The organism is Bifidobacterium sp. ESL0764, assembly GCF_029395515.1.
Taxonomy (GTDB): domain Bacteria; phylum Actinomycetota; class Actinomycetes; order Actinomycetales; family Bifidobacteriaceae; genus Bifidobacterium.
On sequence record NZ_CP113919.1, the window covers coordinates 1,653,159 to 1,667,368 of the forward strand.

The following is a 14,210-nucleotide window of genomic DNA, read 5'->3' on the forward strand; positions in this document are numbered from 1 at the left end:
AAACCGAAAACCGATATACGATCCTCAACAGCGAAAACCGAAATCCCCGCTACACAATCGCGACGTCTCAGTCTTTCCTCTGCTCCGGAACCTTCACGAACAGCACCGTGATCGCCACGCAGACCGCCACGCCTGCGAGGAACAGGAAGGCCGGGACGAACGAGCCTCCCATCGCTTTGACGAGGTAGCCGATGGCCGCCGGCGCCACGAATCCTCCGAGCGTGCCACCGGTGTTGACGATGCCGATGACGGAGCCGATGACGCGTGCGTCCATGATCTTATGAGGCCAGGTGAAGATGCTCGTGAACACCAAAGCGCAGATCATGCTCAGCAGAATGAGCATGATGATGGAAACCACAAGATTCTTCGAGAGCACGAACGCCACGATCAGCACGGCCACAAGGAGAGCCGAAACGACGGTCGTCTGGCGTTCCTTGTGCAGGAAGAACTTGGAAAGCAGCGTACCCGAGAAAATCGTGGCCACGGTGGTGAAAATCGCATTGAAGGCCAGAATGTAGCCCATCTTGCCCATAGACATGCCGTACGTCTTGGTGATGTAGGAAGGCAGCCAGGAGATATTGCCGTAGGAAATGACGTTGACCAGGAACATGGCGATGAACAACACGATGACGTTGCGGTTTTTGATGACCTGAGTGAATTTCGGCTTCTCTTCCGGCTCTGCGATAGCAACTTGTGCAGGCTGCTCGACCTGCTCGACCTGTTCGACTTCATCGGCCGCATCGGCTTTCTCGACTTCCTCAGCTTTCTCGACTTCAGTTGCGTCCTCTCTCTTGCCGTCCGTGACGAATATCCATATCATCAGGAACGCGACGAGGTAAAGGCTGCCCAGAACGGCATAGGCCACACGCCAGTTGCGGACCACCAGATGGGCTCCCAGCGTGAAAGCGAGGATGGCTCCGATACCGTTTGTCGACAGAATCAGCGACTGGACGAACGTGCGTTTTTTGCGCGGGAAGTTCTCGGCTATTGCCTTCGAGCAGCTAGGCGGATAGCCGCCGTGGCCGAGGCCGGCGCCGAAACGGATGACGATGAACAGCGCAAGACCGCTGACGGCCCCGAAAAGGTAGGAGAAAACGGCTATGAACACCATGGAGGCCATCAGCACCCGCCTGGCACCGAACTTGTCGGCCAGCCAACCGCAGGGAACCTGCATAATCGAGTATGCCAGGAAGAACATCGACATGATGAGCCCGGTCTGGCCGGTGTCCAAATGGAACTGCAACGAAATCGGGATGATCGCGGTCGAGATCATGTTCTTGTCCATGTAGATCACGGAATAACCCGTCATCAAGGCCGCGATGAGCATGACCCCGCCGGTCTTTGAACCCGCTTCCAGCTTTTGAGCGCGAGTTTGCTCCATTCCCTTATTTCCTGCCATATGCCCCACCTTTGGAGTAGATCTAACAGCTCTGACACAAGACATAGTACTGCCAGAAAACAGGAAACAACGAGAAATGTTCGAATTACCGAAGAATAATTATTGCTTGGAAATATCGTCTTTGCTCATGGAGCTTCCGGCGGCGAGCTTGCGCTGGCGTTCACGGCGCTTGGCGGCCTTGATCTTCGGGTTCTCCGCGCCTTCGCTCGGCGGCAGCTGGCAGAGCCATTCTCCGATGATGCCAACCACCATGTCGGCGAGGCAGATGATCGTGGTCACCGAGCATTGGATGATCACGTTTTGGAAATACGGGATGCCCCAATGACCAAGACACAACAGAAACTGTGCAAAATACCAGCCGGCCAGCCCGGCTCCGGCAATGCCGAGCGCCTTGCACAGCACCAGCGTGTAGACGGCTTTGGTGGGGTCGATCCAGCTTTTGCGCCTGGCCGGGTCGGTGATGGCATATTGGTGAACCTGCAGGGCCAGTATCAGAACCACCGCACCGAGCAATACCAGGATGAAGGCGACGAACCAAGGCGCGCCAATCAGCGAAAGCCCGCTCACTTCATCGGATTTGACCAGCATCGCACCGAAAAGCAGACCGATCAACGCTGCTATTACGTAATACCACCATGGGGTTCGTCGCGCACTCATTGCGTCTCCTCCAAGATCCAGCGGTCGTCCACCTTGCCGACGCGCGCTGCATCGGGTGCCATGGCCAGCAGGAAGGAGACCGGGTCGCCGTCGAGCCTCGCGTCTGGATCCATATCAAGCCAGGGGGCGAGGATCTCGGCCTGCTTTTTCGCCGCCGCCAACGGCAGTTCGATGGCATGTGCGATGGCTTCGGCAGTGTCTTCAGTCGCACCGCCGCCGTCTGATCCGGTTACGTCCTTGAGGCTCATGGTCTCGCCCTCGACATCGACCAAACGCAACGCGACGGCCCCTTCGTGGGCTGCCGAAAGAGAATCGAGCAACGACACGATGGCCTGCGGCTTCAATTTGGTGGTCAGTTGGATGACCGCTGCACTGGCGTCGGAGCTGTCGACGCCCATGACATGGTAGAGCGGTGAGATCCCTTCGATCTGATTGCCCGGCACCGCGTCAAGCGAGACGATAACAGCGCGGAACCGCTTGGCTGCATCGCTGGTTTTGCTGCGCATGGCGATGATGGCACGTCGCGGGACCGCGTAGACGTCCTCGGCTTGGTCTCGCTGGAGAGCCTGTGACTTTTGGGCTTCATCCTGGCGCTGCTGCTCACCTATCGTCGCGCCCGCCAACGAGGCCTTGGTAGGAGCGGCACCGCCGAGCAAACCCGTCACCGCGGTATCATTGCCCTCGGAAGTCCCGCCCGTACCAACCGTCACGGGCACATCGGCGATGGTAAGCCTTGTTATGGCTTTATCGTCCTCGTTTTCGACCTCATTATCCTGTGTATCGGCCGAATCTTCGAGTTTCAGCGTGACTTCGGCATGTACCGTGCCTTGGGCGACGGCTTCAAGCAAGCGTTGCCATACCTCGGCGCCGGCCGCGACATCCTCGCTTCTTGTCTCGTCGAACGAAAGCGAAAGCCGCGCTCCTACGCCGAGGGGCGTGCCATCAGCTGTCACGCCCCTCGACCCTTGCGAATCATCAATCAACGAATCCGACATAGCTCACTCGGATTCTTCCGTCTTCATACCCACGGAACGCTTGAGCGAGTCGGGAATCGGCACCGGCGGGATATCGGAATCGGGACGCGACGCGTCGGAAAGCCAGAGCCCGCGTTCCGGAGACATCTTCAGATTGGCGAAGATGACCTTCAGTTCCTTCTCGTTCAAGGTCTCCTTGACGAGCAGCTGACGTACCAGCTCATCGAGCACGTCACGGTTGGCCGTGATGATCTTCCACGCCTCGGTGTGCGCGGTCTCGAGCATGCCGTGCACCTCTTCATCGATGATGTCCTGCGTACGCTCGGAATAATCGTGGATGAAGTTGTTGGCGGAATCCTCGCCGTGCTCGGAATCGCCCCACTTGACGGCGCCGAGCTTGGAGGACAGGCCGAATTCGATGACCATCTTGCGGGCGATCTGCGTCGCCTTCTCGATGTCGTTGGAGGCGCCGGTGGTCGGGTCGTGGAAGACGATCTCCTCAGCGGTGCGCCCGCCCATGGCGTAGGCCATCTGGTCCAAGAGCTCGTTGCGCGACTGGGAGTAGCGGTCCTGGGTGGGCATGACGGCGGTATAGCCCAGGGCACGGCCTCGCGGCAGAATCGTCACCTTGGTCACCGGGTCGGTGTGGTGAAGTGCGGCGGCGACCAGCGCATGGCCACCTTCGTGATAGGCGGTGTTGCGCATCTCGTCCAGAGCCATGCCACGCGACTGGCGCTTCGGGCCGGACTGGACGCGGTCGATGGCCTCGTCGATGGCACGGTTGTCGATCAGCTGCGCTCCCACACGGGCGCAGAGCAACGCCGCCTCGTTCAGCACGTTGGCCAGGTCGGCACCGGTGAAGCCGGGGGTGCGGACCGCGACGGTGTGCAGGTCGACGTCGGGGACGAACGGCTTGCCCTTGGCGTGCACCTTCAAGATCTCCTCGCGGCCTTCCAGATCGGGGGCCTCGACGGCCACCTGACGGTCGAAACGGCCGGGGCGCAGCAGCGCCTCGTCCAAGACATCCGGACGGTTGGTGGCGGCGATGATGATGAGGTTGGTGTCGTTGTCGAAACCATCCATCTCGACGAGCAGCTGGTTCAGGGTCTGCTCGCGTTCGTCGTGACCGCCGCTCATGCCGGAGCCACGCTTGCGGCCCACCGCATCGATCTCATCGATGAAGATGATGGCCGGGGCGTTCTTCTTGGCCTCTTCGAAGAGGTCGCGCACACGCGAGGCACCAAGGCCGACGAACATCTCGACGAAGTCGGAACCAGCCATGGAATAGAAGGGCACGCCCGCCTCACCGGCAACGGCTCGTGCGAGCAGCGTCTTGCCGGTTCCCGGAGGGCCGTAGAGCAGCACGCCACGCGGAATGCGCGCGCCGAGCGCCTTGTATTTCGAGGGATCCTTCAAAAAGTCCTTGATTTCCTCGACTTCGGCCACGGCCGCTTCCTCACCGGCCACGTCGGAGAACTTGGTGGTCGGGGTCTTGCCGTCCAGCAGCTTGCCGTTGTCTTTCTTGCCGCCCATGCCGAATATGCCGTTCATGCCGCCGCTCATCCGGCTGAACAGCCACCAGCACAGCAGCAGCAGAATCACGAAGGGCAGCAACGTGGAAATGAGATAGGCCATCATCGAATCGGACTGCATGTCCGCGCTCCAGCCGTTCTTCGGATCGGCCTTCTTGACGGCTTTCAGTACCTCGGGCCCTTCGGCCAGGGTGTAATAGAACTGGACGTCACGGCCGTAATCGTGGTTGGACTTGGTGTTCGGGTCGGTCTTGGTGAAGTTCTGGTCGAGTTTCAACTTGACCATCTGTTTGTTATCGATGATCTGGATGCGGTTGGTGCTGCCCTGCTGGATGAGCTCCATACCGTCCTTGGTATCGATGGTCTGCGTGCTGTTGGAGTTGAACAGCTCGAAACCCGCGAACACCAGAATGACCAAAACCACGATCCAAAGCACAGGTGACTGCCAGAACGGCCGCTTCTCGTTGGGGTTCCGGTCGCCTTTGTTGTTGCGGTTGTTGTTCTTGTTGCCGTTATTGGGATTGTTGCCCCTGTTGAAGGGGTTGAAAGGATTGTTGTTATTGTTGTTCGGCCCATTTGGGTTGCCCATCGGCCCCAAGGGATTACGGGGATTCTGAGGATAGCTCATACTGCTGCTCCTTCATAGACTGACGGCTTCAAAACCGCGATGGAATCAAGATTGCGGAAATGCTCGTTATAGTCAAGCCCGAAACCGACCACGAACTCATCTGGTACTTCGTAACCCTTATATTTCAGCGGCACCTCGACCTCTCGGCGGGATGGTTTCTCCAGCAGCGCAAACACCTCGACGCTCGCCGCCCCACGTTCCTTGAGTTCATTGGTCAGCCAGTGCAGCGTGAAGCCTGAATCGATGATGTCTTCGACGATCAGGATGTTGCGCCCTTTGACGTCACAGGACAAATCCTGACGGACGGTGATCTTCCCGCTGCTTTCAGTCCCCTCCCCATAGGTGGAAAGGCTCATGAAGTCCATCTGCGCATCGATGCTCAAAGCCTGTGAGAACGCTGCCAGCGTGTTGACAGCCCCCTTGAGCACGGCCACAAGCAAGAGATCCTTGCCTGCGTAATCTTTGCTCACTTGCGCTGCCACTTCTTTGATCTTGCGCCCGATCTGTGCTTTTGACACCAGTTCATGATCAATCTTGTCCTGTACATCCGCAATTTGCATAAAAACCATTTTTACACACGCGAATGACGTGTTTCTGCCTATTGACTGAATATCCGCTGGGAAGTGAAACAGCACCTTGCCCGTGCCAGTCGGTCACCAACGCCTCGATCGATAATACGTGCCGCAAGGAAAACGGTACATCGAGCCGCGCAAGCACCCGGGCGATGGTGCGACGACGAATCGCCGAATGGGCTTCAAACAACGCATCGACCCGCATCACGGCTGCCGCCCCATCGACCTTAAAACGAACGGCCTGACGATACAAATCGTCGGTCTCAAGCTCAAGGAAATCCCTGTCCGCGCTTGCCACGCGCGCCGCCTGCGCCAGATGGGCCGGGACGTCGCCGTTGAAGAATCCGGACAGGTAGGGCATCAGGGTGTGTCGCACGCGGGAGCGCAACGGGTAATGCTGCGGCAACGGCTCATCCGGTTCGAAGGCATCACCATTGGTCGGGTCATCCCACCATTCGATTCCCAGTTCCCTGCAGATAGCAGTGGTCTGGGCACGTGTGACGTCAAGGAACGGACGGATAAAACGGATGTCGCCGCGCACGAATGCGGAAGGCATACCGGCCAGCGCGTCGATACCGGCCGAACGGGTCAATACATCCATCAACACCGTTTCCGCCTGGTCGTCACGGGTGTGCGCCAGCAGAACCGCGGAAGCGCGCAGATCACTTGCGGCCTCTACGATGGCCTCATAGCGCGCCTGCCGCGCGGCATCCTCGACACTTCTGCCGCTTTCGATTGCCTTGACGTCGACGACCCGCACGATAACGGGATCGAGTCCCAGGCCTTTGCAACGCGCTGCCGCGAGCCGGGCGACCTCTCCTGAACCGGGCTGAAGCCGGTGGTCGACGATGACGGCCCCACAATGCACGCCCAACATCGCGCAAACGATATGGCTTACGGCCGCGAGCGCCATCGAGTCCCGTCCGCCCGAGCACGCCACCAGGACCGTCGGAGCGTCGGCGGCGGGAGCGTGTTCGCCGTGTTCGGCGAAACGGGAATCCTGACGCCGGATTCCCGCCTCTGCAAGGGCGGCGCGAACCTGACCGACGGCTTTTTTCATCATCGCCGAATATGCCATCCTCTTCCCCTCTCTTAGAGCCCGGCCAGCGCCGAGATGAAGGCATCCACCGCGTTTTTGGCGGCCAGATAGTCCTGCGGGTTGTTGACGATGACCGCGAAGGCGAGCACACCGCCGTTCCTACGCGAAACATTGCCGGCGATTGACGTGACCTGATCCAGGGAACCGGTTTTGACGCGCAGCAGACCTGCCGCGTCCGGGTCTTCAAGACGGTTTTTGGCAGTACCCACCAAGCCGGGAACGGACAGCCCTTCGGCGGCGGCCGCCCCAGGTCCGGCTTTGAGATTGTGGGTCTGCACTTCGACCAAGGTCTTGACCTCAAGCGAGGAGCCTTCGGAGAGACCTGAGCAATCGGCCATAGTGAGGTTCGTCGTATCGACGCCGAGCTTGCCGAGTCTGGCCTTGACGGCCTGCGTCGCACCTTCCGGGCTGTTGGCCTCGCCGGTTTTGAGGGCCAGAAGCCTGCCGAACTCCTCGATCAGGGTGTTGTCGGAATGACGCAGCGTGAAGGCCATCACCTCGGCCAGGCTCGCCGAAGCAACCGTGGCGACGCGTCTGGCGGTCTTCGCCGTTTTCCCGGCTGTTATATCGCCGTCCACCCCGATACCGCGTTGGCCGAGCAGAGAGGCGAACACTGTTGCCGCATCGTGGGCCGGCGTGGTCGACATTTCCGGATAGGCAGTGTACAGGTCAGGGTCGTGCTCTGCACCTTGCCATTGCCGCCCTCCATCGACGGCCATCGAGGAGATGCCGGTGAAATTGGTGTTGCCCACATTGTTGGAGGCGATGGCAGCCGGGGAACGAACAGCGCCGAAAAGCGTATCGTCGTATTGCAGATGAATCCGGCTGATGTCTCGCTTGTTGAGCTGGGCCACGGTTTGGTCGGCAAGGGTGGCGAGACCGGCTCTGCCGTTGATGTGGTTGGGGTCGCTTGCCCCTGCGCCCAGCAGCATATCCCCGTCCGATTTGAGCGTCAACGTCGTCTGTCGGGCATCGCCCGCGCCTGCGGATACCGGTTCAAGCAGGGCGTCCGTATGAAAGGCCGAACCCATATCGAGGCTCGAAGAAGCAGCCAAAGCCGTCAGGGTTTTCATGGTCGAAGCCGGTTCACGGGGCGTATCCGGGGCGCGTGAATCGACGATCTTGCCGTCGGCGTCGGCGACGGCAAGCGAAAAATCATTTCCCAGACCGGCGGTTGAAGCAAAGGCGTTGATCACCGCCTCCATCGCGTTTTTGTCGATCGGCTTGTCCAAATCCGCCGGGCCTGCGATGGATTTGGCGTCAATGATGGATCCGGAAAAGGCAGGAGACGTTTTGCCTGCGGGAAGTATCGTAAGCGGACCGGGCATCACCCCGTTGATGTCAGCGGCGAAATAGCCCGCCGCGACCAGCAACGTCCCCAATACGGAAACGACGATGCGCCACGCACGGTTGCGTTGCACATGAACCATCTTGCGCGCGTGCGCCCCGTGTCTAAGATGAGATGATTGCGCAGTATCCACTTGCTACTCCCCTATGCTCCAAAAGCCAATCTAGCCTTTGTGCTCGATGGGCTTCCACTGCGCCTTCGAGAAGATGGCCTGGAAGGAGATCGGCACGTAACTGGCCATGTAGATGGGGAAGCTCAGCACATAAGCCAGAAGCTCCTTGTTGGAAGCGCCGATCTGGCCACGCTCGGCAAAGACCGTGAGCGCCGCCAGGAACATCATGCCCAAGAGACCCAGACCGCCGCCGACCAGCCAACTGGACAGCGAATTGAGCTGGCTTGGCCATGAGACGAAACCGAACGCGGCGAACAGCAGCCCGAGCAGCACACGCAAAACCCCGAGCACCGTGAACGGGCAGATCAACATGGTGAAATCGACGGCGGAGAAATCGCGTTCGCGCACTGCGCGGCGGATCAGCTGGGGGCCGTAATAGCGGAATACCTGCAGGAAGCCCTTGCTCCAACGCAGCCTCTGCCTCCAGCTTTGGCCGAAGGAATCGGGCTGCTCGTCGTAGAGGATGGCGGTGCCGCAGTAGCCGATGCGGTCGCCGTGCAGCACAGAGTCCATGGTGAACTCGAGGTCTTCGGTCAACAGATGGAATTTCCAGCCGTTGTTGCGCTGCATCACCTCGCGCGAGAACATGAATCCGGTGCCGCCGACGTGGCAGCTGGAGCCGAAGAGCATGCGCGAGTTGTTGAGGAAGCGCGACTCGCGGATGAACCAGAGCGCCGAACCGGAGGAGACCCAGTTGTCGGAAAGGTTGGTGGAGTTACGGTAGCTGGTCAAAATCTTGAAACCCGATTGGAAGGCCTTGTTCATCTCCTCTATATAGTGCCGGTCAAGCCGGTTGTCGGCGTCGAAGACGAAGAAGGCGTCGTAGTCGCCGGCGACGCCCTGCTCGATCATCGCATCGAGCAGGTAGGTCAACGCGTAGCCTTTGCCGACCTGTTGCAGATTGTGGCGTTCGACGACGTGGCAGTCCATCGCCCGTACCACTTCGGCGGTTTTATCGGTGCAGTTGTCGGCCACCAGCCAGATGTCGACAAGACGCGAGGGGTAGGTCTGGGCTCTGATGGAATCGATGAGATGAGGCACGACATTTTCCTCATTGCGCGCCGAAATCAACACGGCATAGCGTTTGTCCATCGGAGCTTCAGGAAATGTAATACGGTGATGGAACAACGACGCGACGATGCAGACCGCCTGATAACCGAGGCTCGCCGCACCCAGAATGAACATCAGGATGTCCAGGATATTGAGCAATACCATTTCAGCGCCACCTGACCCTCGGGTTATCCGTTTTTGTGTCATCTACCGTATCGTTGACCACTTTACCCGAGGTCGCGCCCTTGCCTTTCGGCACACGGTTCCCGCCCTTCGCATCGCGCGCACCCTTGGGCTTGTCTTGGTGCAGCTCCTGGGTGTCAAGGTCGTCGGCACCATCCGAGTCGCTGCCCTTAAGCGGTTTACGCTTGGTCTTTTCGGATCCGGCAAGCACTCCCTTGGGGATGGCGATGGTCTCGGATTCGTCGAGGTCGTGGCTGGTGGCTTTGGCATTGGACTCGACTGAGATGCGATACATCTCGTCGCGCAGGTTGCGCAGGTTGTCGTCGACGGGGACACGTGCGCTCGTGCCTTTGGCGGCACGCGGCATATGTTCGGCGACCGGCTGAACCACATGCTCGTTGAACGCCTCGGCCCCGGCAACGACCTTGGATTTCTTGACCGGCTCCGGGTCGCTCATCAACGGCGACTCCACCAGTTCGTATCGCTTGGTATACACCTTGAACAGGGCCTGCAGGCTGGCGGTGATGGGCAGAGCGAGGAAGGCGCCGAGCGCGCCGAACACCGCCCCCAGGACCAGCACCGAAAGGAAGGCGATGGCCGGGTTCAGGTCCATGGTGCGCTGCGAGACCTTCGGCGAGATGATCAGATTCTCGATCTGCTGGTAGATGACGATGAAGACGACCACGGCCACCCCGTAGACGAACCCGCGCGAGCTCCAGGCGAAGATGACCGGAAGCGCGCCGCCGATATAGGTGCCGATGGTCGGCACGAACTGCGAGACGATGCCGCAGAAGAGAGCCAGAGGCAGCCAGTTGGGCACCTTGATGGCCATCAGGAATATCGAGGTGAAGAAGGCGTTGAACGCCGCGAGGATGGTGCGCGAGAAGAGGAAACCGGAGATCTGGTCCTGCACGATGGTCCAGGCCAGCAGGAAGCGGCGCTGGGTGACCGGCCCGAGCCACTGGCACAGGCTTCTGCGCATCTTGGGGCCGGCGGCGGAGACGTAGTAGGTCACCATGACAATGGTCAGTACGTTGAGCAGTGCGCTGAACACGCCCATCGTGGTGCTCAACGCCTGTCCGGCGAAATCGGTGACCCAGGAGGTCTGCACGTTCTTGGCGATCTCGCTTCCCAGATTGGATATCTCCGGGAGCTTGAAATCCGTGTATTGGGCCACCAGATGCTGCGCCTGCGCGTAGAGATCGGGGATGCCTTTGATCATCGAAATCATCTGGACGACGAACATGTTGCCGAACAGACCCAACAATGCGATCACGATGACGATAAGTCCTATGAGGCACACGGCTGCCGCGGCCCCGCGTTTCCATCCGTGACGCACGAGACGAACGACCAGGGGTTCCATGGCGAGTGCCACAAAAATCGAGATGACGATGTCGAGGACGATGAACGCGACCTTGCCCCACGACCTGAAGATGAAGATGCAGACGAACACGGCTATTGCGGTATAGAGCAAGGCGCGGCCCCACCAGTCCGGCGGCCTGCGGGAATCGCCCTTCTGCGGGAAAACCGAGGCGAAATCTATCTTTTGGCTTTCGCTGCCACCAGTTTCTTGTCCACGTTTCTTCATGGTTTTCAATCCTACCCCGCCCCATGTGTAGACGACTTGGAATATCCTCATATATCATGGTCAAAGTTTCCATCGTGATACCCGCGTACAACGAGCAGGAGCGCATCGTCAGCTGTCTGAGCAATGCCGTCTGCCAGTCCGTTGCACCCTACGAGGTCATCGTCGTCGACAACAAGTCAAGCGATAAAACCTGTGAACTGGTGCAACGCTTCATTGACCATCAGCCCAGCCCTTCGCCGGTCAAATTAGTCCACCAGGACAAGGAACAAGGGCTCATCCCCACGCGCGATTTCGGTTTTTCCGCGGCGCTTGGCGATGTGTACGGCCGTATCGATGCGGACTGCATGCTCAAACCGGACTGGGTGGAGGTCGTCTCCGATATCTTCGAGCGTGACCCGAGCGCCATGGGCGCCACCGGCCCTGCGGTCTATTACGACATGCCCGCGGAACGACTCGGATTGGAAGGCGACAACAAAGTACGCAAGGTCACCTATCGCGCGGACGACGACAAGGTGCTGCTGTTCGGCTCGAATATGGCGGTACGGGCCAGCGCGTGGGAGAAAATCAAAGACAACGTGTGCCGTGACAAGGCGGACATCATGCACGAGGACATCGACATCTCCCTGCACCTGCTTGACCAAGGGCTGAAAACCGTCTATTGCGAAACAATGATCACCGGGGTCAGCGCACGTCGCATGGACACCTCGTTCTCTTCATTTCGCAAGTATATGCAGCGCTTTCAGAACACCTTCGACGCACACCCGAACCATACGCGTGCGCACGACACCGAACGGACGCTGTACGCGCTCTATCCGGCGCTGCGGGCCTTCTACCCGGTCTACCAGAAATACCTCAATCACAGGAACGTCAATCCGGCACGGCGCATCTGGAGCAAGGAACAGCACGAAATAAGCAACCACCGCTGAATTGAATGTATTTCGCCGCGCAATCAAAAAGTTCGCCGTCAGGGTGTAAGCTGTATGGCTTGCATCTTCAGTAGCTCAGTAGCATGGTCGCGAAATATACCCTTGGCCTCACGACAACGGCGATTACTGCAGATGCTGCATTGCAGATAGCCATGGATCGTATACCAAAGATGGGGAGTGCAAATGGAAACGCAACTGGTGGCGTGGGGCTGGCAGGCCCTTTATCTTTTTGAGGCGTTGGTCCTCTCGACCTCCATAGGTCTCGAGCGCCAGGCCAAGCACAAAGACGCCGGTACGCGCACCCACGCCTTGGTGGGCGTCGGCTCGGCGCTGTTCGTCATCATCAGCAAGTACGGCTTCCTGGACGTGCTCACGGCCTCACCCAACATCCGAGTGGATGCGGCACGTGTGGCCGCTCAGATCGTCTCCGGCATCGGCTTCATCGGCGCGGGCGTCGTCTTCACCCAGCGTTCGCACGTCCGGGGGCTGACCACGGCCGCCTCGATCTGGATGACCGCGGCCATCGGCTCGGCCTGCGGTGCCGGCCAGTTCGTGCCGGCACTGACCTGCACGGCCCTCTACTTCCTGGCGGTGACGCTGCTGCCTTTCCTCACCAGGCTGATCGCGCCCGGAATCGGCAACGATGACATCCTACGTTTGAGGTATCGCGACGGACACGGCATATTGCGTTCGATTCTTTCGGTGTGCGCCCAGCACAGTGTCTCCGTCGAAGGCTTTTCCACCAGAAAATCAAAGGACGACGATGACGAAGAGCCCGGCAGCCGCGGTCATGTGGTTTCAGCCGACCTCGAGGTGCGTGGACGTGACAGCAAGGAGCTGATCGGCGACCTGAGTAATATCGACGGAGTGATTTCCGTCACAAGAATCAATAATAACGATTGACGTTCTGCCGATAGTCCCTTCCTGATCGTTTCATCTGGCACTATCGGCAATTACCGTGATGGGTTAATATCGGACAGATGCTATATTGGGTACGTTCGTCTGATTACTAAATTTTCGAGAGGCCAGGTTGGGTATGCCAAATCAACAGGGGCTCCTGTTGCGCGATGATCTGAAACGCGTGGTGGAAACGTTGCACTCCGAAGAGGACAACGTCACCCCGTATCGCGAGGATTACCGTCACTTGCTCGATAACCACGGCAAGATGATCCGGGCTTCTGTGGTCCTGCTGTTTTCCTACGCCACGCAATCGGGCAGCCCGCAACCCGCAGCCAAGGACGTGGTCACGGGGGCGGCTGCCATCGAGATGCTGCATCTGGCCACCTTGGTGCACGACGACGTGCTCGACAACGCCTCGGTACGACGCAATCAGCCGACGGTGCAAACGGTACGTGGCAACAAGGCCGCCATCTATCTCGGCGATCTCATCCTTTCGCGCTATATGGAGATCATGTCCATCATCTCTCCGGACAAGGCCTTCATCGCCGAGCAGGCCCACACCGTCAACGAGATCGTTTCCGGCGACTTGCTGCAGGAATGCGCGCGACACGATACCAGCACCACCAAGGAATACTATGAGAAGGCCATTGCGGGCAAAACAGCGGCTCTGTTCCGCCTGGCGGCCATCACCGGCATCAAACTCAGCGTCAGCGAGCCTACAGCGCAGGCTCTGGAGCAAGCCAAGACATTCGGACTGCACTTGGGCATGGCCTTCCAGATTCTCGACGACGTGGAGGATTTCAACGTCGCCCACGACACCGGCAAGCCGAAGCTCGAGGACATTCGCGACGGCATCTACACGCTGCCCGTCATTCTGGCGATTGCGTCCGACCCGGCGTTCACGGATATCGTCAAACGCGACGACCCGCTGCAAGTGCTCGATTACTTCAAGGCCCATCCGCAGTTCATCAAGGGTGCCAAAGACGAGGCACGCAATCACCTACAGGCCGCAAAGGCCGCCATCACGGACAATGCCTACCCGCCAATCAACGCAGGCACCGCCAAGGCGCTGACCGACGTCATCGACAGGTTCATCAAGACCATCTGAATTCCGAATCAGCGATTTCGCATACAACATATGGCAATGCATTTGACGGGCGGATGCTTGGTAAGCTATCTGCC

12 protein-coding genes are annotated in these 14,210 nt (G+C 59.2%); 3 read left to right on the plus strand and 9 right to left on the minus strand.

The genetic code is table 11. The features are described 5' to 3' along the window. Positions 1-67 precede the first annotated feature (67 nt). The 9 genes from OZX71_RS06270 to OZX71_RS06310 all read right to left on the minus strand — a co-directional run bounded on the left by OZX71_RS06270 (position 68) and on the right by OZX71_RS06310 (position 11,202). On the minus strand, positions 68-1,399 hold the full coding sequence (locus OZX71_RS06270) for an MFS transporter (protein ID WP_277159727.1): 1,332 nt from the start codon (positions 1,397-1,399) through the stop codon (positions 68-70). A 99-nt stretch (positions 1,400-1,498) separates the two neighbouring features. After that, positions 1,499-2,056: a DUF3180 domain-containing protein gene (locus OZX71_RS06275; RefSeq protein ID WP_277146414.1), complete on the minus strand. Its 558-nt coding sequence runs from the start codon at positions 2,054-2,056 to the stop codon at positions 1,499-1,501. Next, complete coding sequence (locus OZX71_RS06280; RefSeq protein ID WP_277159728.1) at positions 2,053-3,051, minus strand: hypothetical protein; 999 nt, start codon at positions 3,049-3,051, stop codon at positions 2,053-2,055. The genes OZX71_RS06275 and OZX71_RS06280 overlap by 4 nt, the downstream gene beginning before the upstream one ends. A gap of 3 nt (positions 3,052-3,054) precedes the next feature. Then, entirely contained in the window at positions 3,055-5,190 is a 2,136-nt protein-coding gene (gene ftsH, locus OZX71_RS06285; protein WP_277159729.1) for an ATP-dependent zinc metalloprotease FtsH, read from the minus strand. After that, on the minus strand, positions 5,187-5,750 hold the full coding sequence (gene hpt, locus OZX71_RS06290) for a hypoxanthine phosphoribosyltransferase (RefSeq protein WP_277159730.1): 564 nt from the start codon (positions 5,748-5,750) through the stop codon (positions 5,187-5,189). Before hpt ends, ftsH begins: the two co-directional genes overlap by 4 nt. Then, complete coding sequence (tilS, locus tag OZX71_RS06295; protein ID WP_277159731.1) at positions 5,719-6,840, minus strand: tRNA lysidine(34) synthetase TilS; 1,122 nt, start codon at positions 6,838-6,840, stop codon at positions 5,719-5,721. The genes hpt and tilS overlap by 32 nt, the downstream gene beginning before the upstream one ends. A 14-nt stretch (positions 6,841-6,854) precedes the next feature. Continuing rightward, positions 6,855-8,291 (minus strand): D-alanyl-D-alanine carboxypeptidase, encoded by a 1,437-nt coding sequence (locus OZX71_RS06300; protein WP_277159732.1) that lies wholly within the window; start codon positions 8,289-8,291, stop codon positions 6,855-6,857. Positions 8,292-8,372: 81 nt separating this feature from the next. Next, complete coding sequence (locus OZX71_RS06305; RefSeq protein WP_277146405.1) at positions 8,373-9,596, minus strand: glycosyltransferase family 2 protein; 1,224 nt, start codon at positions 9,594-9,596, stop codon at positions 8,373-8,375. Between the two features lies 1 nt (position 9,597). Further along, on the minus strand, positions 9,598-11,202 hold the full coding sequence (locus tag OZX71_RS06310; protein ID WP_277146403.1) for an AI-2E family transporter: 1,605 nt from the start codon (positions 11,200-11,202) through the stop codon (positions 9,598-9,600). 56 nt (positions 11,203-11,258) lie between these two features. On the opposite strand from OZX71_RS06310, the gene OZX71_RS06315 reads away from it, so the two are divergent. The 3 genes from OZX71_RS06315 (at position 11,259) to OZX71_RS06325 (ending at position 14,136) form a co-directional block, all read left to right on the plus strand. Then, positions 11,259-12,128: a glycosyltransferase family A protein gene (locus OZX71_RS06315; RefSeq protein ID WP_277159733.1), complete on the plus strand. Its 870-nt coding sequence runs from the start codon at positions 11,259-11,261 to the stop codon at positions 12,126-12,128. Positions 12,129-12,311: 183 nt separating this feature from the next. Next, the gene (locus OZX71_RS06320; protein WP_277146400.1) at positions 12,312-13,031 is read left to right on the plus strand and encodes an MgtC/SapB family protein; all 720 of its coding nucleotides are present in this window, start codon (positions 12,312-12,314) and stop codon (positions 13,029-13,031) included. 133 nt (positions 13,032-13,164) lie between these two features. Next, on the plus strand, positions 13,165-14,136 hold the full coding sequence (locus OZX71_RS06325) for a polyprenyl synthetase family protein (RefSeq protein ID WP_277159734.1): 972 nt from the start codon (positions 13,165-13,167) through the stop codon (positions 14,134-14,136). Positions 14,137-14,210 lie beyond the last annotated feature (74 nt).

Coding starts and splice junctions, on each gene's coding strand:
- OZX71_RS06320 (WP_277146400.1), top strand. CDS start 12,312: ATGGAAACGCAACTGGTGGCGTGGGGCTGGCAGGCCCTTTATCTTTTT.
- hpt (WP_277159730.1), bottom strand. CDS start 5,750: ATGCAAATTGCGGATGTACAGGACAAGATTGATCATGAACTGGTGTCA.
- OZX71_RS06325 (WP_277159734.1), top strand. CDS start 13,165: ATGCCAAATCAACAGGGGCTCCTGTTGCGCGATGATCTGAAACGCGTG.
- ftsH (WP_277159729.1), bottom strand. CDS start 5,190: ATGAGCTATCCTCAGAATCCCCGTAATCCCTTGGGGCCGATGGGCAAC.
- OZX71_RS06315 (WP_277159733.1), top strand. CDS start 11,259: ATGGTCAAAGTTTCCATCGTGATACCCGCGTACAACGAGCAGGAGCGC.
- OZX71_RS06305 (WP_277146405.1), bottom strand. CDS start 9,596: ATGGTATTGCTCAATATCCTGGACATCCTGATGTTCATTCTGGGTGCG.
- OZX71_RS06270 (WP_277159727.1), bottom strand. CDS start 1,399: ATGGCAGGAAATAAGGGAATGGAGCAAACTCGCGCTCAAAAGCTGGAA.
- OZX71_RS06275 (WP_277146414.1), bottom strand. CDS start 2,056: ATGAGTGCGCGACGAACCCCATGGTGGTATTACGTAATAGCAGCGTTG.
- OZX71_RS06310 (WP_277146403.1), bottom strand. CDS start 11,202: ATGAAGAAACGTGGACAAGAAACTGGTGGCAGCGAAAGCCAAAAGATA.
- OZX71_RS06280 (WP_277159728.1), bottom strand. CDS start 3,051: ATGTCGGATTCGTTGATTGATGATTCGCAAGGGTCGAGGGGCGTGACA.
- tilS (WP_277159731.1), bottom strand. CDS start 6,840: ATGGCATATTCGGCGATGATGAAAAAAGCCGTCGGTCAGGTTCGCGCC.
- OZX71_RS06300 (WP_277159732.1), bottom strand. CDS start 8,291: ATGGTTCATGTGCAACGCAACCGTGCGTGGCGCATCGTCGTTTCCGTA.